Raw genomic sequence first — 22165 nt, forward strand, 5'->3', positions numbered from 1 at the left:
AACTAGGTATCGCTGAAAAGTACCAATTACCAATTACCCATTACCAATTACCCAAAATTAACTATGCAACTGCATTTAACTACTTGGTGTGAAGTTGAGGCTTATTTAGAGCGATCGCAAGGTATCATTCTCCCGATTGGTTCTACAGAGCAACACGGACCCACAGGCTTAATTGGTACTGATGCCATTTGTGCTGAAGAAATCGCCTATGGCGTAGGGGAAGCTACTCAAGCTTTAGTTGCGCCCACTATTAATGTTGGTATGGCACTGCACCATACAGCATTTCCCGGTACAATTAGCCTCAAACCTAGCACGATGATTTTGGTAATTCGAGATTATATTACCTGTTTAGCTAGAGCTGGATTTAATAAATTTTTCTTTATCAACGGTCATGGGGGTAATATTGCCACTCTCAAAGCCGCCTTTGCCGAAACTTATGCCCATTTAGCCGAACTTAATATTCCTAATGCCCAAGTTCAATGTCAAGTAGGCAACTGGTTTATGTGTGGTTCAGTTTATAACTTAGCAAAACAACTATACGGCAACCAAGAAGGCGGTCACGCAACGCCGAGCGAAGTTGCTTTAACTCAGTACATCTACCCTGAGTCCATCAAAAATGTCCTCTTGTCGCCCGAAGTTGCCAAAGGACACAAAATCTATAGCGCCGTCGATTTTCGTCATCGTTACCCCGATGGACGGATGGGATCTAATCCCGCTTTGGCTAAACCCGAACATGGCAAGCAATTTTATGACTTAGCTGTAAAAGAACTTAGCAACAGCTACTTAGAATTTCTCAATCAGTCCTAAAAATAACTTGGGCAAAAAGCCGATCAGCTTTTTGCCCAAGTGCGGTGCATTTCTACTGGGGTGTAAGTTCAATAATTTTCACTGTTTCCCGCACGTCGAGACTGATTTTATTGTCAGTAATTGTCGTCCCCACTAAGTCCATATCCCCAGCATCATTAATTGTGTAAGTTAAAGCTGTACTTATAGGCGTGTTTAGGGTAATTGTCGTAGGCATAGCTGGCGAATTTATTTCTCTAGTGGGAGTAGTGCTAATATCGCCATTAGAAATTTCATGCCAGATTACTAAAAAGAACTTACCGTGACTCTTTTGTAGTAATAAACTATGTACAAACTTTGTTCTGTTGTATCCTGCTGGTGGAGTAACGGTAATTGAATAGTCTAATACCCCTGGTACAAAATTAGCGCCGGGTTCTTTGAGGACGCTAATTAAATTTTGCAATGCTTTGTAAGCAGGTTTTGCACTTAGATCGTTACGTAGTAACCCAAAGTTAGCCTCTGCGTTGTTAGGATTATTCCACTGATTGACAAACTCGTAAGAGCAAGTGCGGGGAATACCTTTGCGAAAATATTCTAGGAATAACCGAGGCATATATTGACCATGTGCCTTTTCGGAAATACCTCTATAAAGGTTAGTCGTAGAATACCCGGTTTCCGTAGATACCATTGGTTTTGAACCAAAGGGTTGCCCGTATACATCAAAAATATACGGATTTTCGTCAATATTTAACGAAGGAAAATTACCTTGCCAGTAGTATTTAGCGATCGTCGCGTAGCTGTAGGGGTTATTGAAGGGATTACCACCAAAGGGATAAGAGTGCATATTACCCCAATCGACCACCGTACTCAAGTCGCCCAACGGTGACTTATTGCCGTAACTATAAGTACGCCCTAAAGAAGGGCCAATAATTTTAGTCCCGACGGTAACTGGGTCGCTTTTTAAGGCGGAATAAGTATCTTTGGTAAGACTACGCACGTAAGGTATCCAGTACAAGGGCGAACTTGGATTGTTATTTACTTTTTCTGTGTCGCCGGGATGCCAGTAAAAATTATTGTAGGTAAGATCGATTTCGTTACTTATTTCTACCGCGTCAATGGCATTTGTCCCGACTTTATTTTTTACAAAGTCATTGATATAGTAAGCCGGACTTGATACCCAGTAAGAGTTATTAGGTGCAACTCCACTATTGGGGTTCATTATATAGGTGGTTTTAATTCCTACTGATGCCAAATCTTTCATCCGCGCGATCGCATTACCGCTACTGCCGCCATCTCGGACATGACGTATCCCCAGTTGTAGCAGTTTTTGCTTCACTTCATCGTAATTATTCTTATAAGGAGTATTTTCATGATCCCAGTGAGTATTTACACACATACTTTCTACAAAGTCATCAGCACTTTTTGCTGGGACTGTAAGCGCGAAAGCCGAGCCAGTCATACCTTGTACAAATGGCGTTCCGGCGCTCACCAGTAAAGTGCTAGTAAATAATGTTAGCCGTTTGATATGTTTACGTAGTCTTTGCTGTATTTTCATTTTGTCGCTTTATTTTGGATCGCTAGTAAACCGCTTGCCGAAAAGCAATAAATAAAAATATTTACTGCCGCAAAAAGACAGATGCAAATAGGGCTTAGTAAGTTGTATTTCTAATATTTAGAAACACAACTTTTATCGATTTGTCCAAAAAACTAACTCTTGTTGGTTTAGTGCTAAATCAAACAAGCTAATATTTTCCCCCTTTTAAAATTAAACGGGTTCATAAATAATGTGACACACAAATAATGTTTTTTCAGTATTTATACGTAGGTTTGCTGAATCTTTATAGTTAAATAGCGATGAATTTAACAACAGTTGCTTTTACAACCTACGTGTAATGCTTTTACAGTTTATTTTGGTTTCCGCAATTTCATGAAGAAAATATAAAGCTTACTAAGGCAACTCTCTTTTAACCTCAAAATAGAGTTAAAAATCCTACGTTCATTATTTACAATAATTCCCGCCGAGCAAATTTATGAATAGCTCGACGGGAATATATCAATTAGCCTTTAGTCAAAACTTGCCAGCAGTATAAGGTGAGTACTTTTAGGGTGTAAGTTTGAGGATAGTAACTTTGTCAGTGACATTAACACTGACAGTTTTATTGCTAATGGCAACAGATGATTCTGTTCTATTACCAGCATCATCCCAGGTAGAAAGCGTAGCACTACGAATGGGAGTAGTTAAAGTTACTTTGGTGGGCATGGCTGGAGGAGTGATAGTCCGGGCTGGCGTGACGGTGATATCATTATTAGAAATTTCGTGCCAAAGTACTAAGTAAAATGTACCCGTCGCTTTTTGTAGCAATGTGCTATGTACGTACTGAGTCCGGTTGTATCCTGTAGGTGGAGTCACAGTTAGCGTATAGTCTAAAGCTGTAGGAGTAAAAGTTTTCGCGTTAGTAGCAGGATCTTTCAAGCTGCCGAGCAAGTTTTTCAAAGCAGTATAAGCTGGCTTTGGAGTCAGATCGTTACGCAACAAACCAAAATTAGCTTCAGAATTGCTAGGCTGGTTCCACTCATTGAGAAACTCATAGGAGCAAGTGCGAACAATACCTTTGCGGAAGTACTCTAAAAATAGACGTGGCATATATTTACCGTGGACAGTTTCGGAAACTCCTCTGGCAGTGCTAGTCGTGTAGTAGCCTGTTTCTGTAGCTGCTATTGGTTTAGAACCAAAGGGCCCACCATATACATCGAAAATATAAGGGTTTTCGTCGATATTGACGGATGGAAAGTTGCCATCATAATAATATTTGGCAAGAGTATTGTAGGCAAAAGGATTATTAAAAGGGTTGCCACCAAAAGGATAAGAGTGGACATTGCCCCAATCGACAACGCTACTCAAGTCTCCTAAAGGTGATTTGTTGCCATAATTATAAGTGCGCCCCAAGGAAGGAGCAATCACTGTAATACCTGCGGTGGCTGGATCGCTTTTTAGAGCATTCCATGTATCTTTTGTAAGGCTACGAATGTAGGAAACCCAGTATAGAGGAGATGCGGAGTTATTGTTTAATTTGGCAGTATCGCCTTTATGCCAGTAATACTGGCCGTAATTAAAATCGATTTCGTTTGCTATTTCTACGGCATCAACTACATTTGTCCCAATTTTATTTTTGATTAGGTCATTAATTTGGTAGTACGTTCCATTAACCCAGTAAGAAGAATCTGGTGCGACTCCTGCCGTAGGACTCATAATATAAGTAGTTTTAATTCCTGCGGCGGCTAAATCTTTGAACCTGTCAATCACATAGCTTTGTGTCCCACCATCACGAATATGACCGACCCCTAGCTCTACTAATTTTTGTTTGACAGTATTATATTGGCTGCCATAAGGAGTATCACCATAACCAAAATGTGTATTAACACAGACGCTATCGGTAAAAGAGTCAGCACGTTTTGCTGTTACTGAAACAGCTTGAGCGGAGGGTATTGCTCCGGCAATAATTGGTAGTATATTAGAAGCAGTTAGCGTAGTTGCGACTAAGGCTAATTTGATTAATTTGTTGAGTTTATTCTGGGATTGCATTTGCTTGTACCTGTATGTATGAAATAAATGTATTGGTCTAAATAAAAACAGCAGACTGTACGCTACGGTTGCAGATGTATTGCATCCAGTAGGAAAATTAAATTCTTGAGTTTAAGCCTCTTAACCGATTAAGTAAACAGCTTTGTTAGTATTGCGGACTAAGTAAAAGTTGCTGAAAAAGTTTAAGAGGTTTTTTATTGATTTAACTTAGTGTTAGTAAAATTAAACTAATAATGTGTAACGGCATAAAGGCATTAATAATTCCTGTGAGGGGAACGATTAAATACTATTAAAATGTAAGTAGCTGACCAGATATTAGCTGCATGAAAGCTTTACAAAACCGACCTACTTCATAAAGATAATGCAATTATTGATACTAACAAAGCGAGATTTTACTGATTTATTTCAGATTAAAAATTGAGTTTTAGCTAGATAGCCGCATATATACTAGAAGTGAAATTACGGTGTTTATAAAAAAGTTGCTAGGCAATCAAGGTTAAAAGCTTAAATAATACGTTTCTAGCCAAGTTTGAGTGCCAGATTACCTAATATAAATCCCTAGTTTGATTTTCGAGTCTACAACGCTAAGTTGGTTGCCTTATCTAAATAAATTAGGATCTAATGCAAAAAATAAGACCAAGTTTAGAGAATAAGTCAGTACATATACTGGCGTTGAGGTTCTCAACTAATGGTTGTGAAAAAATCCTTTAAATAACCGATCGCGCGTTTGAGCCGCTAAAATTATCGCAATCGTCTCTATATACACTATTTTTCAAGTATTGAGAAGATAATTCTCTAGTCTCATTTCTACAGGTTTTTCAATTGTCACTACTTTAAGTCGGACGCGAATTATTGCCCAACACTTAGTAAAAAACTATGGCATGACTAGATTTTGTCGCAATATCCGTACTACGGATATTACAGTTTTAGAGCTAGAAATATTGTACTGTTTCTTAAACTTTGCTCTCCACACCCGTTGCTTGCTTAGAAGCAACCCAACCACCGTAATCGGAAATATCCAACCTAGTTCAAGTTAGTATTGTTCGACTAATTTTCGTGGGTAGAGCAGTGATGAACACTTATTTTTATTTCTGTATCTATTGTAACAAAAGACTTGCAACATTATCAGTCATCAGGAAATTTAATAAAGCTAAAAGTTGCTCTACTCGACAATTTTCCTTATCGATACTTATACCGGAAAAATAGCAGGTGTGGGGGCGTTAGCAACGGGATCTCACATTGATACTGTTCCTGTTACTGGTCATTATGACGGGGTGCTAAGAGTCCTTGCAGGGATTGAAATGGTACGCATGATAAGATCCCATTAGAGCATCCCATTGAAGAATATTTAGCAAAAGTTGGCGGCGATTGGTCGAAGATAGCGACGGCTAAACGTAATCCGGGAGAGCATCGAATTTATCCAACTAATCAGATTTATTAATTTTGTTTTTGTAGAGACGCTGCAATGCAACGTCTTACTTAAAATCGGAACGTTGGGATTTGAACCCAAGACCTCCACTACCCCAAAGTGGCGCGCTACCAAGCTGCGCTACGCCCCGTCTCAGAAAAATAATACTAACACAAATAGAGATTAAAAACAAATCTACTAAAAAAATTGCCCAGTGATGTTGACCAATTTGGGATAAACATGATCAAGGCGCGATCTACAAACCAATGCTAGAGACGTTGCATTGCATCGTCTCTACTAAAATCTATACTTGCATTTGCGCCGCTTGCAATAAGCCCATAACTGCGCCTTCGTGCCAGCAACCTTCGGCGCAACGTCCAGTTAAAAGAATAAAGCGCAAACTGTAGCTATGAGCATAACCAGAGACTTCTAGCCAAATTAAATTACTCTCAGCTTCACAAGTAATTTTTTCTTCATCCATGAGTTCGCTACTTAGCTGGCTCATAGTTTCGGCTAATTGCACTGACAAGCGGCAAAAATCGTGCAACTCTGATTCTGTAAGTTCAATTGCCCAATCATCTGTACCTACTAACCCTTTAAACTCGACAGCTTCTTGAGGATCCCAACCAATCCGCCAACCATTTCCAGTTTTAATTACGCGCTCCATTAACTATTTTTTACTGTGCCAGAGTAAATTAAACCTCTCTGCATATCTAAAGTTAAAATTGTGCCATCTCGAATTACTTGAGTTGCTTGTTTTACGCCCACAATTACCGGAACACCAAGACGCAAACCAATAATTGCCGCATGACTTGTCATACTCTCATCTTCAGTGACGATCGCCGCCGCTTTGCGAATCGCCTCAATAAAATCTGCACTGGTGCGCGGTACTACTAATATTTCGCCATGATTGAAGTTACCTACATCCATAGCAGTATGAGCTACTCTAGCGCGACCGTTTACCAAACCTAAACCAAGTCCAACACCTTGACCAAGTACAGAGGTTACTATTTCTACCTTAATTAAATCTGTTGAGCCTGCTACTCCTTGCAGCGCCCCCGCACTCATAACGACCAAATCGCCCTCAAATAGCAATTGTTTTTCTTGAGCTACATTAATCGCCGCTTGAAAAGTTTGCCCCGCCGAAGGTAAATCTAATACTAATAAAGGTTTTACTCCCCAAACTAGCTGTAGTTGTCTGGCTACATCTACGTGAGGCGTTACAGCCAAAATTGGGTTGCGGGGACGAAATTTAGAAACATTACGAGCCGTAGAACCCGTTTTAGTTAAAGTCATGATTGCCGCAGCGTCTAGTTGTTCGGCAATTTGCCCTACCGCTTGACTAATAGCATTGGGAATCGATTGGCGAGTGTCTTTAAGGTTGGCATTAATAGCAGCTAAGGCGGGTTCTTGCTCAATTCTCACGGCAATCCGTGCCATTGTGGCTACAGCTTCTACAGGGTGTTTGCCTACTGCCGTCTCGTTTGAGAGCATGACGGCATCTGTTCCATCTAAAATCGCATTGGCTACATCAGACACTTCGGCGCGAGTTGGACGGGGGCTACTAACCATGCTATCGAGCATCTGAGTTGCAGTGATAATCGGAATACCTAGCCGATTTGCCGTAGCAATCAGCCGCTTTTGCAAGATGGGTACATCTTCAGCAGGTAATTCTACTCCTAAGTCACCTCTTGCCACCATTACCCCATCACTGAGGGCTAAAATTGCCTCCATTTGCTCAATTGCTTCATGCTTTTCAATTTTGACAATTACGGGGACTTGCTTCCCGGCGTTAGAAATTAGTTCTTTGATTTCTAGTACGTCTTGGGGATTGCGAACAAAAGATAAAGCGATCCAATCTACACCTTGATCTAAACCAAAAATCAAATCTTCTCGGTCTTTGTCAGTTAGCGCCTTAATTGATAAATAAACTCCTGGAAAGTTGACCCCTTTGTTGTTCGATAAGGTTCCACCAACGACAACCCGACAGTGCAAGTTTTTGTTCGGGCGATCTATTTCTTCGACCCGCATCTCTACGCGCCCATCGTCAAGCAAAATTGCCGCGCCACAAGGTACTTCATCGGCTAAAAGATTATAAGTTACACAACTAATACTTTGAGTGCCAAGTATATAATTGCTAGTTAAGGTGAATAGGTCGCCTTTATTTAGTTCTATAGAACCCTTTTCAAACTTACCTAAACGAATTTTTGGCCCTTGCAAGTCTTGCAGAATGCCTACAGGCTGATTTAATTCAAAGGCAATTTGCCGAATTAAACGCACACTCCGTTGATGATCGGCATGAGTACCGTGAGAAAAGTTAAGCCTAAGAGTAGTTGCACCTGCCTCTATGATTGCTTTTAGCACTTCTGGGCTACTGGTGGCAGGCCCGATTGTAGCGACAATTTTTGTCCGACGTTGAGAATCTCTTGGTTGCATGGAGCCTAATTTTGTAAAAAGGGACAAGGGCAGATAAAAGGGCTAAGGCAAATTTTATTTAACTTTGGTTTTTCTTTACTGCCGTCAAAGCTTGCTTGCAGCCTTACTGTAATGTGTTTTGTGCCATTTTGCTCCGCAATTATATCGTCATTAGGCTACGTCTATAGAGATAACAAGGGTGACTTGTACGAAACAAAACTTTATCATCTTAATTAGGTCTACTATTTAGTAGGTGAAAATTAATTATTCAAGGAGTCAACGATGCTAATGTCGGAGGCAAAGAAGCCACTGACAACTGTTCCTAGGGAGTTTCTCAGCCCTCCAGGCGATCGCAACCCTACTTTAGCAATGTTTGTAGCGGCAATTAGCGCGATCGCACTATCCAATTTTGGTTACTGGCTTTGGGAATGGCCTCACTGGTGTTGTTTTATAACTAATACGATTTCTCTACATATTTGCGGCACGGTAATTCATGATGCGTGTCATAAATCTGCCCACCGTAACCCGTTGGTTAATTCTATTTTGGGTCATGGTAGCGCCTTGCTACTCGCTTTTGCTTTCCCGGTATTTACGCGGGTACATTTGCAGCATCACGCCAATGTCAACGATCCAGAAAACGATCCCGATCATTTTGTCTCTACCGCCGGGCCTTTATGGCTAATTCCCGTGCGGTTTTTGTACCATGAAATATTTTTCTTTAAACGTCAACTTTGGCAAAAACAAGAATTATGGGAATGGTTTTTTAGTCGCGCCCTAGTGGCATTTATTTTCTACATCTCGATTCAATACCACTTTTTGGGCTATATTCTCAATTTTTGGTTTATTCCTACGGCTATAGTAGGTTTGGCTTTGGGGTTCTTTTTTGATTATTTGCCTCATCGTCCCCATCAAGAACGCGATCGCTGGAAAAATGCCAGAGTTTACCCCGGTAAAGTTCTCAATATTTTAATCATGGGGCAGAACTACCACTTAATTCATCATTTATGGCCCTCTATTCCTTGGTACAACTATCAAAATGCTTATTATGCCACTAAGCCGCTTTTAGATGCTAAAGGTTGCTACCAAACTTCTGGGTTGCTGCAACAAAGAGACTTTTGGAGCTTTATTTACGATATTTTTATTGGTATTCACCCCCACAAAAAAGCCGTAACCCTAGAGCAAAAAGAGGTTGCACCACAATAAGGGATTACCCGATTGGAGAGAATAGTTGAGGAGGAGACATCCAATCAGGACGTAAGTTTTGCGCCTCACGCAGGTAAGTATGGCAAACTTTATTGTGATTAGCGGAAATATTGACCAGAATCAGAAAGCGGATGCAGCGCTGCAAACTACCTTCAACGTGCATCTGCTGAACATCTAACATGGGTACATTGTCCCAGTAGGGACGGTGACGGGCGATCGCGGCGGGAAAAATTGCATCCAAATCGCGGGTAACAGAGAAAGTTACACTCACAATTTCTGTGGGATCTAGTTGATTTCTTGCTTCTGTCTCATCCAATAGTTCTGCTACCGCCTCTGTAATTGCCTCAACGGTGTTTTCTGTAGCCGTTGTTGCTCCACGAATCGCCCGAAGTCGCCACTCCACAAACAAATCCTCCTGTATAGCCTTTAGGGTTTTTGTTGTAATATTAGCTGTTTTTTGGGTAGATGAAGGATTAATATTTTTCTACTTCAATTTAAGGTCGGTACATCCATAGTGGTAAACCACTGGTCGCTAGTTCAAACTCTAGCCAATCATTGCCCAGCGATAAACCAGATATTCCTAAGTTACCGATTAAGGTTGCGTTACCCGCTTGATTATTTAGCAAACGACTTAAAAATGGCTTGCGCTCTTCCAAGGTGTAGCACTTTGTTTTCTCAGGGTCAAGTCCTACTAATTCGGCCGCCCAACGTCTAGCGTCTTCCTCTGTACCTAATCTATCGACAACACCTAACTCTACAGCTTGTTGTCCGGTAAAAATTCGCCCGTCGGCAAAAGTTTTGACTTTTTCAACGCTTAAATTGCGTCCTTCGGCTACAGTTTCCACAAATTGTAGGTAACTTGTGTCAATTAATTCTTGTAATATCTGCTGTTCTGGCTCGGTTAATTGGCGGTCAAAGGCTAAAATATCTTTATAAGGGCCAGACTTAATTACCTTAAACGATACGCCAATTTTTTCTAGCAATCTTTCTATATTATTGCCGCGCAGAATTACGCCGATGCTTCCGGTAATTGTGCCGGGGTTTGCCATAATATAGTCTGCGCCCACGCCGATATAAACGCCACCAGAAGCGGAAATATTGCCGAAACTAGCAACAATTTTGACCTTTTCTCGGAGTTTTTTCAAGGCGCTATAAATTTCTTGGGAATCTCCCACCGTCCCGCCAGGGCTATCAATGCGGAGTAACAAAGCTGGAAAGCGCCTTTCTTCAACAGTTTTGAGGGCTTTTAATACTTGAACGCGGGTGTTAGATGCGATCGCCCCTGTAATTTCAATCCGGGCAATTTGTTTTTGAAAACGAGGCTTAAAGGGCCAAATCATGAGCAGTCAAACCAGAAATTAAAAGGGATTATGGTATCAAGCGTTGTTATTGCTGTCAATTAGTAAACGCTGTCCTTATCTAGTTTGCCTTATTTAGGGCGGCTATTGCTTGGCAAGGGGGTTTTATCGCTGCCAAATTTTAATTGTGTGATCTTTGCTACTGCTAATTAAATTATTGCTACTGGAATCTGTCGTTAAGGCTAAAACCCAGTCTGAATGTCCAGATAATTTGTGCTGCAATTTACCGCTTTTTATATCCCATAATTTAATAGTAGGTTCAATACCAGAACTTGCTAACTGCTGTCCGTCGTTGCTAAAAACTACAGTAACAATGCGATCGCTATGTCCTGGCAACGTCTGCAATAGTTTTCCGGTGTTGGGATTCCAAATATAAATAGTTTTATCCCAACTACCACTAGCAAGTTGCGTACCATCAGGGCTATAAGCAACTGTTCTCACAGCATCAGTATGTTTGTTAATAGTCCGAATTAGTTTACCCGTTGACAAATTCCACAGCTTGATAGTTTTATCTCTGCTACCAGTGGCAAAAGTTTGTTTGTCAGGACTAAGCGCAATAGAGAAAATTCTACTACTATGCGCCGACTCAATGGTCTTAGCTGCACCCGTGCGTAAATTCCAAATATTGATACTACCGTCTTCACTGGCGCTAATTAAGGTTTTGCCATCAGGATCGATCGCCACCGACCAAACAGGGCTAGAATGACCGGAAAATGTGCTAATTAGCTTTCCTTCAGGTAAGTTCCATAGCTTGATTTTTGTGTCTCCACTACCACTAGCTAAAATCCGTCCATCCGCACTCATTGCCAAAGATCGAATAGTGTCTTTGTGTCCTGTTAGAGTACGCTGCAACTGACCTGTAGCAACATTCCACACCTTGATAGTGCGGTCTTGACTACCACTTGCCAAAACCTGCCCATTGGCACTAATCGCCGTCGCCCAAACAGGTTGAGAATGACTTAGTATTTTGGCTAAGGTAAGATTTTTGACTTTGCTAGTGGTTTTAAATAAGTTGTATTGTTTGCTTGGTGCTGGTGCTGGTGCTGGGGGGGATTTGAATAAATAATAGCCACCGATAGTTAAACTCATCGCCAAACCAACGGCTAAAACTGTCAAGAGTTGGAGATTTTTGGGTTTTGTTTTAACTGGTGGTAGGACTTGTATAAGTGAAGGAGGCGCTTTGACTTGTAAAGCTTGAATTACCTCCGTTGCAGACTGGTAACGCTCTTTGAAGTGGTAGCGTACCATGTTGTTGATAATAGTTGCTAGGCGATCGCTAACTTTAGCGTGGTGCTGCCACAACATCTCTCCAGTGTCATGATCTTCTAGTATTTGGGTAGGATCTAATCCCGTTAGGGCTTGAATTGCGATCGCACCTAACGCATAGATATCACTATTAGGGCGCGGTGAACCTCTTTCCTGTTCTGGGGGAGTATAACCTACTGTCCCGATGGCAATTGTAGCAGCGATCCCGAAAGCATAATTGGTAGAGGTTTTGCCTCCAGTCGTAATTACTTGCGTCCAAGCCTGCTTAACGGCTCCGAAGTCGATTAAAATTAACTTATTGTCTTGCTCTCTTCTGATTAAATTGCTAGGTTTGATGTCTCGATGAATTAATCCTTGGCGGTGGATATATTCTAAAATTTCTAATACTTCTTGTAGTAGTTCGGTAACTTGGCTTTCACTCCAACGCACACCCGGATGTAATTCCTCAGTGAGGGGATGTCCGACAATTAATTCTTGAACTAAGTAAAACTCCTTATCTTCTTCAAAATGAGCTAGAAGTTGAGGAACTCTGTCATAACTGCCTAATTTTTTTAAAGCTTCAGCTTCTCGTTCTAGCAACCTGTCAAGGGTTGGGAGATAGTTTGTAAAACTCGGTACAAGTTTAAGTTGTTTGATAACGCAAGCTGGATTATCAGCAACAGAGATATCTTTTGCTAGATAAGTTTGACAAAACCCTCCAGAACTAAGGGTATCGATAATTTGATAGCGTCCTCTGAGTACTTTGCCTAGCATCGCCCTTATTACTAATCTATTTGATTTTACTTGCTAAGTGTTGGTTACGTATCTTTCTTGCGGTGCAACAGTTGCCCTAACTTTTGCTAAAGTCTAAAGTTGCTGGGTAAGAGGAAATTATGAAAGCACAGGTATTTAGAGGCGTTAATCAACTGAGTTATGAAGAATTGCCTGTACCAACTCTCGCCGATGATGAGGTTTTGGTTCAAGTTCACGTGGTGGGATTATGTCAGTCAGATATCAAAAAGATTCTTTATCCCCTGTTTGAACCACCGCGTATTTTTGGGCATGAAATGGCGGGAGTTATTGCTAAAGTAGGTAATAATGTTACAGATTGGCAGGTAGGCGCGCGTGTAGTTGTCATGCACCATATTCCGTGTATGCGTTGTCAATACTGCCTTCATGACAATTTTTCGATGTGCGATGTTTACAAAAATATCTCCACTACGGCGGGTTTTAATGCTAGTGGCGGCGGTTTTGCTGAATATGTCAAAGTTCCCGGTCATATTGTCCGTAATGGTGGTTTAATACCGATACCCGATCGCGTTACCTTTGAACAAGCAAGTTTTGTAGAACCGACTAATTGCTGTCTCAAGGCAGTAAAAAAAGCCCAAATTTCTCCCGGCGATACGGTGCTTGTGACTGGTGCGGGCCCTATTGGCTTGATGTTTATCATGTTAATTAAGTATTTTGGTGGGAGAGCAATTTCTACAGATTTAATTCCTTCTCGCTTAGAAAAAGCCTTAAGTGTAGGCGCTGAAGCTGCTTTTGATGCCCTTGATCCTAATTTAACTGCTAATATATTAGCCTTAACTGATGGTATGGGCGTTGATACTACTTTGCTTGCTGTACCTAGCGACAAAGCTTTTTTTCAAGCTCTTGATTGTACTCGTCGTGGCGGCAAAATTCTGTTTTTTGCGGAGTTTCCTGATCAATTAGAGATTCCGATTAATCCCAATGTTCTCTACCGCCGAGAAATTGATTTAATGGGTAGTTATAGTTCTTCTTATCGCTTGCAAAGTCTGGCTGTGGATATTGTTTTTAATCAACGAATTGATGTTAATGCACTCATAAGCGATCGCTTTTCTTTGCAAGAACTTCCGGCGGCGGTTACTAGAGCAACTTCTCCACAAAGCGATACTTTGAAGATTTTGATCTATCCTTAACTACCCAGTTATTAATTATTGTGAGAATCTATCTTTGGGTAGGTTTTTTTGCTTGAGCGTAAAATGATTGCAGTTTAATTTTATCATCTATCTAACGATAGATATTTTTTGTTGAACTTTAATATTTATGAATCCATCTTCTCCTACACGCGGACAATTAGAAAGAACGCTATCCCAGCGTATTGAATCTTTGTACCGCTCTCAATTAGAACACAAACCAAGTAAAGTAGTATGCCAAATTTTTGATGAAAAAATCGCAATTATTCTTGAAGATTCTATCACTCAACCAGAACAAATCTTAGTTAATAATGGTCAACAGGAGTTAGCAGAAAAAGTACGTTCTGAGCTAGATGAGGCTCTCCAGCCACAACTAAAAGCATTAATTGAAGAAATAGTTGGAGTCAGCGTAATTGACTTACTCAGTAATGCTAAATTAGAGACTGGGCGTAGTGCTACTATTGCTATCTTGGCAGAATCGCCGCAATTTCGCAGCCCATAGTATCAACAATAGAGCTTTGGATCTTAAGTTTTTGGTCTTATAGTTTTATTGAGTAAGCTAGACTATAACACCTAATACCTAACATCTAAATTCTCTAATCTAAAATGTTCAACTAAGATATATATCTACGAATCATAGCTTCTAATTCATCAATTATATAAGGCTTAATAATACAGTCTTCACAACCTGCTTTCGCAAACCGCTCTCGATCTTCATTTCTTGCCATAGCAGTAACTGCAATTATTAAAATTTCTTTTGTCTGGGGATCTTGCTTGAGATAATTAGCAACTTCTATTCCGCTCAAATCCGGCAACATCATGTCTAATAAAATTAATTTTGGCTTGTAAGTTTGCGCCATAATTATAGCACTCTCACCATCAATTGCTGTAATAAAACAGCAATTCATAATTAATAATAATTCGCTGATTAATTGTAAATTGTCTTCGTTATCATCTACTGCTAAAATCAATGATTGGATGTCGCCAGTAACGCTACTAGAAAAATCTTGAAAACTCATAATTATTTGAAGCAAAGTCGTAGAGAAACTAGCCTAAACTAAAAGGCAACATGATTATTTTGTTAATCCTACGACGAGGCATTCCCCAAACGGCTGCGATGGCGCTTGCAATGAACTGGCTCGTAATTACTCTAGCAGGTTGCGGTTTTTGAACTAATAATATTGATAGCAAGCTAACTAAAGTAAGTAACTTTAGTAATTTTACCTTTAATTGGCAATTAATTAAATATTTGGGCTTTTGTGCCTAAATAAAGCTTTAAGTAAGCATTTAATAGCTAAAATGGGTAAAATCTCTCGATATTATTAATTTCAGGTAGTAATTGTTTAAAATAGCGATTATCGCTTGCAGAATTGGCTAAACTCAGATATGCTTACCTTTCTAAGCTTATTTGATAAGAGATTGCGATAGCGCAAGCGCGCCCGGTAACGGGCTTCGCATTTTACGACTTGACAAATTAAAGATTTTATTTTTTTATTTGTATAGGGCTACGGTCTAGGCTAAAGCTATCAATTTTTATTTAAAGCTAAGATTTTTGCGGCTTCTTGCAAAAGCTCGTTATGCTCTGTTTGCAGCACTTGTAATCTCTGAGAAATTTCTGCTAATCTCTGCTGTGAATTTTGAGGAACAATAGTATTTGGCTCTTTATCCGAAACATTTTTATTAGTAAATTTCTGCCGAATACTCAACCAACCAAGTTTAAATCCATTGCTAATTAGCTTAAATGGTGCTTGTAGAAGCGATAAACCAACTATTTCTAGCAAGCGATTAACTGCTTTAAATATACTAAGAGCGATCGCAATTAGCAATACTATGATTACAAAGCTAATAAGTGGGTGGTCAATTGCCCATATTATATTATTTATTATCCGAAATACTACTGGGTGAGCCTGTAGCCAATTATTAAGGGAAGAAGTAATCGCCTTTTGCATTGCGGCGGAGGATTTATCTGTTAATAGTTGAGTTGCAGCTTGAAAATTGGTTGTAGTAGCAGGGAAAAAATCTTTTGTTTGTTTCCATCTGACAACGGTTGCTCCAAGTAAGCAATTGATTTGCAGTGCAAGGTTCATATTTGATAGATTGATATTTTTGGCGAGGGATAACTAAATCTATGGCTAAAAGTAAATTACTTAGTTCGCTAAGACAAGCTTATAATATTGCCCACATTTCGATAAAAAGCGGTATTCCTACCGATGAAATAATTGCTACCTTTGCTTTTAAAACTACTCGCCGCCGTTTTTTGGATGGGGGATTGGCTGTAGCTAGTGCGCTGAGTACCGCTATTTTCAACTATAGACAGGAAGCGATCGCAAAAACTACATCTAAAGTGTTAATTGTCGGTGGAGGAATTGCAGGTTTAAGGGCGGGTTAACGTCTCCAGCAAGCGGGAGTACCCGTAGATATTAGAGTAGCTTGGGTGGACGAATTAGAACGACGTATAATTTGGGTACAGACATTCCGGCGGAAATGGGAGGAGAATTTTTTGATAGCAGTCATAAAAACTTGTTAGGTTTAGCTAAAGAGTTAGGTTTAAAAACTGTAGACTTACAAACTAGCGATAAAGGGTTAGAAACAGAGGTATGGTATTGTGAGAATCGCAAAATAACTCAAAAAGAAATTATTGATTGGTTTGTATCTCTAGCAGAGAAATTAGAAAGAGATTTAGTAGCAATAGGCGATGGGGATATTAATTATCGAGTTGCTAGTTTAGATGCTAAAAAAGTTCGATAGATTATCGATTACAAAGTATTTAGAAACGGTTTCTATTGAACCAATTTTAAAAAAATGTTGGTTATTGCTTATACTACAAAATACGGTAGAGAAGCATCAGAACAATCATGTTTGAATTTGCTATTTTTGATTGGTACGCAAACTGATAAATTTCAGCTTTACGGTGAAAGTGACGAACGCTATCAAATGGCAGGCGGTAACGAGCAAATAATTCAACGATTAGCTAAGTTATTGAATAATTCTATACAAACTCAAATGGTGCTAGAGTCTATTCGTACTTTGTCTGATGGACGTTATCGAGTTAGTTTGCGTAGTGGTTGGAAAACTTTTACTCGCACCTACGAGCGAATTTTGCTTACTTTGCCTTTTATGGCTTTACGCCAAGTATCTATAAGTAAGGTAAATTTGCCACCAATCAAACGTAGGGCGATCGCGCGATTGGGTTATGGTAATAGTGCGAAACTAATTACTAGCTATAGTAAGCGCCTATGGCAAGAGAAATATCAATCAAACGCTGCTATTTTTACTGATTTGGAGTTTCAAAGTACCTGGGAATCTAGTCATTATGTTTCACGTTCTCGAAGATTAATTACTAACTTTACTGGTGGTAAATATAGCGCATTTTTAAGCACAATACCGCCAGAAAGTCAAGCCAAAAAATTAGTAAGTCAATTAAATAGGATATTTCCAGGAATTAGCGATGTCCGCCTTGCAAGTCAAGTAATTCGCGCTTATTGATTGGGATAACCCTATTTTCAGGGTTCTTATTCGGGTTATTTTAGTTGGGCAATGGACGAGTATCGCCGGAGCAAAAAAAGAGCGGGTAGGGAATTTATTTGTTGCTGGCGAACATTGTTCACTAGAGGCGCAAGGTTATATGGAGGGGGGTTGTGCAAGTGGTGAAGAAGCGGCGAGGGAAATCTTGCAAGACTTGGGAGTGAATAGCTCGAAATTCGATCCCCCCTAACCCCCCTTGAAAAAGGGGGGAAAATAAAGACTGTTTAACCTAGGTTTAAGTCTGTTACTGCGCCGATACTGCTAGAAGATACAAGCTGGGCATATTTTGCCAATACGCCCCGATTGTAGCGGGGTTTGGGTGGTAGCCACTGGGCGCGACGAGTTGCTAATTCTGCTTCATCTACGTGCAGGTTTAACGAACGCGCAGGAGCATCAATGGTTATTGTGTCATTTTCACGCACAAGAGCGATCGCGCCGCCAACAAAAGCCTCTGGTGCAACGTGACCGACAACCATACCATAAGTACCGCCAGAAAAGCGCCCGTCGGTAATTAAACCTACAGAATCACCTAAACCAGCGCCAATAATTGCCGAAGTTGGGGCGAGCATTTCGCGCATTCCGGGGCCGCCTTTGGGACCTTCGTAGCGAATTACAATTACATCTCCGGCGACAATATCCCCGGCTAAAATTGCCTTTAAGCAAGCTTCTTCAGAATCAAACACACGGGCGCGACCAGTAATAATAGGTTTTTTTACTCCAGTAATCTTGGCAACTGCCCCCTCGGTGGCTAAATTACCCCGGAGAATGGCTAAATGACCTTGGGCGTACATAGGATTATCCCAAGGACGAATTACATCTTGGTCAGGGCGGGGCGTTTCGGGAATATCTGCTAGTATTTCAGCAATGGTTTGTCCGCTAATTGTTAAAGCATCTCCGTGTAATAGGTTATGCGCTAACAGCATTTTCATAACTTGAGGAATACCGCCCGATTGGTGTAAGTCGGTAGCAACGTATTTACCGCTAGGTTTAAGATCGCAAATTACGGGTACACGGGCGCGGATAGTTTCAAAATCATCTAAAGATAACTCTACTCCCGCCGAATGTGCGATCGCCATCATGTGCAAAACGGCATTTGTCGAACCACCCACCGCCATAATTACAGAAATTGCATTTTCAAAAGCTTTACGGGTAAGAATTTGTCTGGGTAATATTTGCTGACGAATCGCATCAACTAATACAAAAGCTGACTTTTCGGCACTACTCGCTTTTTCCTCATCTTCCGCCGCCATAGTGGACGAATAGGGTAAACTCATTCCCATCGCTTCAATGGCGCTTGACATGGTATTAGCTGTAAACATACCGCCACAGGAACCCGCTCCAGGGCAAGCTTTGCGCTCAATTTCGAGTAATTCCCCTTCGTCAATTTTCCCGGCACTATACTGTCCTACAGCCTCAAAAGAACTAACAATGGTTAAATCGCGCCCGTTGTGATGACCGGGTTTAATTGTGCCACCATAAACAAAAATAGCGGGAATATTCATACGAGCGATCGCAATCATTGCCCCCGGCATATTTTTATCACAACCACCAATGGCTAACACTCCGTCCATACTTTGCCCAGTGCAAGCGGTTTCTATGGAGTCGGCGATTACTTCGCGCGATACGAGGGAATATTTCATACCCTCGGTTCCCATCGAGATCCCGTCGCTAATAGTTATTGTGCCAAACATTTGCGGCATGGCGGCAGCATTTCGCAGCGCAACTTCTGCTCTAACAGCAAGCTTATTTATCCCCATATTGCAGGGTGTGATAGTGCTGTAGCCGTTAGCAAGTCCCACAATTGGTTTAGTAAAATCTTCGTCTGTAAAGCCTACAGCACGCAACATGGCTCGATTAGGCGATCGCGCTGTACCTTGAGTTACAACTTGACTTTTAAGATTATCGGGCATTTTTATATCCTTTTTTCTATAACTTCATTTGGTTAGTTTATTATATTTGTCCTTTGGTGTTGTGGGATGCGATCGCACTTTTTTGTTTATGACAAAAAAGCTAGAGGACTCCCCCAGCTTCTTTAGAAGATTTATTTAGTTATTTACACTTTTACTTTCTGTTTGGATCTTTTCCGTAAGAAACCAGCACCTGCACTAAAAGCTAGTACGCCTAGCATTGTTGTGGGTTCGGGAACGGGTGTTAAAAGGAAAGCACGGGAGGAGGTTTGAGGGTCGCTGCCACCAAAATAACCATTGACAGCGATTTGCCCTTGTTCGTTAATGCTTATAGCCTCAGTAAAGACAAAATTCCCACCATCAGCAATCAAATCGTTGAGATCGAACATCGTGTTTTCATCGAACAGGAAAGCACGAATATCTCCATCGGCGAGTTCCGAGGAGCCAACAACTTGACCTAATTCATTGATAGCATTAGCTGTACTAAAGTCCCCGCCTAAAGTGCCAAGATCGTCGGTTTCTGCGTTAATGTCGCTATTAGCCGCAGTACGAAAAGCATGAGTTTCACCGTCCGTTGTTGTAGAATTACCAACAACTTGACCTAAGTTGTTGACATCAATAGCACCACTGGAGGAACCGCCTAGAGTTTCCAGATCGTCAGTTGCTGAGTTAATGACACTATTAGGTGCTGTACGAAAAGCACGAGTTTGATTGTCAGTAGTTGATGAACTGCCAACGACTTGACCTAACTCATTAATACCATTGCCACGACTGCCTACACCGCCAAGAGAACCTAGATCGATTACAGTATTAGAGTTTTCTACACGCACAGCATTAATAACTTCTCGCTGACTGCAACCAAAATTACAACCAGCCACTAAAGCTCTACCAGCTATTTGACCTAAATCGTTAATTGCATTCATCTCCAATACAGGGAAAAGACTATCTGTGAGCAGACCGTTAATGTCCGTGCGGACACCAGACGAGAGCCTCGATCCACCAATTCCAGTAGCAACAACCTGACCTGAGTTATTAATGTCATTAGAAAGAGTTATGAAGTCAACAGTAATGCTATCGGTTGCTGGGTTAATTGGGCTATTGGGCGCAGTGCGAAAGGTTACAACGTCAAATGCGCTAAATGACTCGCCGACAACTTGACCCAAATCATTGAGTCCTGTGGCAAAAACAGTGTCACCTGCAAAAACAGTGCCAAGGTCGAGGACTGAATATAATGTTGCTGCCGATACAGAGTGCGGAAAAGATGTGGCTATTCCTAGCGCTAGAGCTGTTAGGGCAAGGCTCCGTTGATTGCTGATTAATTTCATAGTTGTACTGATATGGAGGTATCACTATGGCAGATGAAAACCCTGGATAGGTTTCAAAGCGATCGAGTCAAATAATTATTATTAGCTAGATTTACCATGCCTTTGCAGCCAGTAAATCTAGCTAATAATAGCCGTGGCTCAATTATGCTTATTTGGGGGCGATCGCCTAGGAGTATTCAGTCCCTATGCTTTGATCTTTTGTTTAGCTCTTTTACGCAAAAAGCCAGCACCAGCACCAAAAGCTAGTACGCCTAACATCGTTGTTGGTTCGGGAACTGGTGTTAAAAGAAAAGCACGGGAGGTTCCAGTAGCAGTAAAAAAGCCAGTAGCAGCAATTTGTCCGCTCTCGTTAATGCCTCTAGCGCTTGTCAGTACAAAGCCATTGCCATTGATTAGGGTATTGAGGTCAAATAGATCGGTTCCATCGTATACAAAAGCGCGACTTCTCCCGTCGGCTAGTTCCGAATCACCAACTACTAATCCCGACTCGTTGATGCTATAAGCGATACTAAAGTCACCACCAAGGGTTCCGAGATCGTCGCTGGCATCTATTGTACTGTTGGCATCGGTAAGAAAAGCGCGAGTTTCACCATTAGCTGTAGTTGAACTGCCAATAACTTGACCTAAATCGTTGATATCTGTAGCCGAGCTAAAATCACCGCCAAGGGTTCCTAAGTCATCAGTTGCCGAATTAATCACACTACTAGGGGCAGTACGAAAGGCACGAGTTTCACCGCTAGCCGTCTCTGAACTACCCACAACCTGTCCTGAATTATTGATACCGTTACCAGCGCTGAATGTACCGCCAAGAGTGCCTAAGTCAATAAATCCAGCATCATCAGGATTTACAAGTACAGCATGATAAATTGGCGAGGTGGTAGAAGGATCGGTGACTAAGCCTCTGCCAGCAACTTGACTCAATTCATTGATGTCGTTAGCAGTAAGAATGCCTATACCACTTCCAGGCTCTGCGACGTAACCATTTGGTGATGTTCGGTAGGAAAGTGTAAACCTAGTAAAAGCTTCAACTGTGCCAACGACTTGACCTGAATTATTTATAGCATTAGCAGTAGTCTCTCCCTGTACACCACCAACATTGTCTGTTGTTATATCGATGGGACTATTAGGAGCGGTACGGAAAGCCTGCCTGCCACTAAATATATTGGGTGAAACGCCGATAACTTGACCTAAATCATTAATGCCTGTAGCTGCACTGTAATCGTTAGGATTTCCTGTAATTGTCCCCAGGTCAAGGACATTGTAAAAAGTGGCTGCGGCGGCAGGTAGGGAAGTAGTTAGTCCGACGAAGGAAAATGCTGTCAATGCTAGGCTGATTGAACCAATACTATGTAATTTCATGCTCTGTTTTTGCTTGAGTAAGTGGCGATCGCGCAATTAATGTTTCAACAGCAACTTTAAATTGTAAAGAGTGCCGGGTAGAGCCGCCCTGTAGCTAGTAAGTAGTTATGACTAGCA

At 41.1% G+C, this 22165-nt stretch carries 20 protein-coding genes and 1 tRNA gene; 8 read left to right on the forward strand and 13 right to left on the reverse strand.

Annotated elements, in window-relative coordinates:
- The first annotated feature begins 63 nt into the window (after positions 1-63).
- Positions 64-807, forward strand: coding sequence for a creatininase family protein (locus tag C7B70_RS05790; RefSeq protein ID WP_106368114.1), 744 nt, complete (start codon positions 64-66; stop codon positions 805-807).
- 52 nt (positions 808-859) lie between these two features.
- Here C7B70_RS05790 and C7B70_RS05795 read toward each other — a convergent pair whose 3' ends face one another.
- The 5 genes from C7B70_RS05795 to pyk form a co-directional block, all read right to left on the reverse strand.
- A complete protein-coding gene (locus C7B70_RS05795; protein WP_106368115.1) occupies positions 860-2338 on the reverse strand; it encodes a hypothetical protein in 1479 nt (492 codons plus the stop codon).
- A 546-nt stretch (positions 2339-2884) separates the two neighbouring features.
- A complete protein-coding gene (locus tag C7B70_RS05800; RefSeq protein ID WP_106368116.1) occupies positions 2885-4366 on the reverse strand; it encodes a hypothetical protein in 1482 nt (493 codons plus the stop codon).
- 1485 nt (positions 4367-5851) lie between these two features.
- Positions 5852-5925 (reverse strand) — tRNA-Pro (locus C7B70_RS05815).
- A 153-nt stretch (positions 5926-6078) separates the two neighbouring features.
- Positions 6079-6441, reverse strand: a complete 363-nt coding sequence (locus tag C7B70_RS05820) for a DUF1818 family protein (RefSeq protein ID WP_106368117.1) — start codon at positions 6439-6441, stop codon at positions 6079-6081.
- Complete coding sequence (gene pyk / locus C7B70_RS05825) at positions 6441-8210, reverse strand: pyruvate kinase (protein ID WP_106368118.1); 1770 nt, start codon at positions 8208-8210, stop codon at positions 6441-6443. Before pyk ends, C7B70_RS05820 begins: the two co-directional genes overlap by 1 nt.
- Positions 8211-8471: 261 nt before the next feature.
- On the opposite strand from pyk, the gene crtR reads away from it, so the two are divergent.
- Entirely contained in the window at positions 8472-9392 is a 921-nt protein-coding gene (gene crtR, locus C7B70_RS05830; RefSeq protein WP_106368119.1) for a beta-carotene hydroxylase, read from the forward strand.
- Positions 9393-9396: 4 nt separating this feature from the next.
- On the opposite strand, the gene aroH is transcribed toward crtR, so the two are convergent.
- The 3 genes from aroH to C7B70_RS05845 form a co-directional block, all read right to left on the reverse strand.
- Positions 9397-9795, reverse strand: coding sequence for a chorismate mutase (gene aroH, locus C7B70_RS05835; RefSeq protein WP_106368120.1), 399 nt, complete (start codon positions 9793-9795; stop codon positions 9397-9399).
- Positions 9796-9886: 91 nt separating this feature from the next.
- Positions 9887-10732 carry a signal peptide peptidase SppA gene (gene sppA, locus C7B70_RS05840; RefSeq protein ID WP_106368121.1) on the reverse strand — a complete coding sequence of 282 codons (846 nt, stop codon included), beginning with the start codon at positions 10730-10732 and terminating at the stop codon, positions 9887-9889.
- Between the two features lie 123 nt (positions 10733-10855).
- Positions 10856-12769 (reverse strand): serine/threonine-protein kinase, encoded by a 1914-nt coding sequence (locus tag C7B70_RS05845; RefSeq protein ID WP_106368122.1) that lies wholly within the window; start codon positions 12767-12769, stop codon positions 10856-10858.
- Positions 12770-12888: 119 nt separating this feature from the next.
- On the opposite strand from C7B70_RS05845, the gene C7B70_RS05850 reads away from it, so the two are divergent.
- Positions 12889-13935 carry a zinc-dependent dehydrogenase gene (locus C7B70_RS05850; RefSeq protein WP_106368123.1) on the forward strand — a complete coding sequence of 349 codons (1047 nt, stop codon included), beginning with the start codon at positions 12889-12891 and terminating at the stop codon, positions 13933-13935.
- A 127-nt stretch (positions 13936-14062) separates the two neighbouring features.
- Positions 14063-14434, forward strand: a complete 372-nt coding sequence (locus tag C7B70_RS05855; RefSeq protein ID WP_106368124.1) for a DUF2294 domain-containing protein — start codon at positions 14063-14065, stop codon at positions 14432-14434.
- A gap of 112 nt (positions 14435-14546) precedes the next feature.
- On the opposite strand, the gene C7B70_RS05860 is transcribed toward C7B70_RS05855, so the two are convergent.
- A complete protein-coding gene (locus C7B70_RS05860; RefSeq protein WP_106368125.1) occupies positions 14547-14951 on the reverse strand; it encodes a response regulator in 405 nt (134 codons plus the stop codon).
- Between the two features lie 507 nt (positions 14952-15458).
- On the reverse strand, positions 15459-16019 hold the full coding sequence (locus tag C7B70_RS05865; protein ID WP_106368126.1) for a hypothetical protein: 561 nt from the start codon (positions 16017-16019) through the stop codon (positions 15459-15461).
- Positions 16020-16060: 41 nt separating this feature from the next.
- Between C7B70_RS05865 and C7B70_RS05870 the strand changes: the two genes are divergently transcribed.
- The 4 genes from C7B70_RS05870 to C7B70_RS28690 all read left to right on the forward strand — a co-directional run bounded on the left by C7B70_RS05870 (position 16061) and on the right by C7B70_RS28690 (position 17647).
- Positions 16061-16321, forward strand: a complete 261-nt coding sequence (locus C7B70_RS05870) for a hypothetical protein (protein ID WP_106368127.1) — start codon at positions 16061-16063, stop codon at positions 16319-16321.
- A 41-nt stretch (positions 16322-16362) separates the two neighbouring features.
- Positions 16363-16680 (forward strand): FAD-dependent oxidoreductase, encoded by a 318-nt coding sequence (locus tag C7B70_RS05875; RefSeq protein WP_146134011.1) that lies wholly within the window; start codon positions 16363-16365, stop codon positions 16678-16680.
- 54 nt (positions 16681-16734) lie between these two features.
- Complete coding sequence (locus C7B70_RS27565) at positions 16735-17418, forward strand: FAD-dependent oxidoreductase (RefSeq protein WP_106368129.1); 684 nt, start codon at positions 16735-16737, stop codon at positions 17416-17418.
- Positions 17419-17479: 61 nt separating this feature from the next.
- Complete coding sequence (locus tag C7B70_RS28690; RefSeq protein WP_369831823.1) at positions 17480-17647, forward strand: FAD-dependent oxidoreductase; 168 nt, start codon at positions 17480-17482, stop codon at positions 17645-17647.
- A gap of 34 nt (positions 17648-17681) precedes the next feature.
- On the opposite strand, the gene ilvD is transcribed toward C7B70_RS28690, so the two are convergent.
- The 3 genes from ilvD to C7B70_RS05895 all read right to left on the reverse strand — a co-directional run bounded on the left by ilvD (position 17682) and on the right by C7B70_RS05895 (position 22048).
- The gene (ilvD, locus tag C7B70_RS05885; protein WP_106368130.1) at positions 17682-19367 is read right to left on the reverse strand and encodes a dihydroxy-acid dehydratase; all 1686 of its coding nucleotides are present in this window, start codon (positions 19365-19367) and stop codon (positions 17682-17684) included.
- 143 nt (positions 19368-19510) lie between these two features.
- Positions 19511-20689, reverse strand: a complete 1179-nt coding sequence (locus C7B70_RS05890; protein WP_106368131.1) for a PEP-CTERM sorting domain-containing protein — start codon at positions 20687-20689, stop codon at positions 19511-19513.
- Positions 20690-20872: 183 nt separating this feature from the next.
- Positions 20873-22048 carry a PEP-CTERM sorting domain-containing protein gene (locus tag C7B70_RS05895; RefSeq protein ID WP_106368132.1) on the reverse strand — a complete coding sequence of 392 codons (1176 nt, stop codon included), beginning with the start codon at positions 22046-22048 and terminating at the stop codon, positions 20873-20875.
- Positions 22049-22165 lie beyond the last annotated feature (117 nt).

The sequence above is a fragment of the Chlorogloea sp. CCALA 695 genome (assembly GCF_003003885.1).
Taxonomy (GTDB): domain Bacteria; phylum Cyanobacteriota; class Cyanobacteriia; order Cyanobacteriales; family Chroococcidiopsidaceae; genus Aliterella.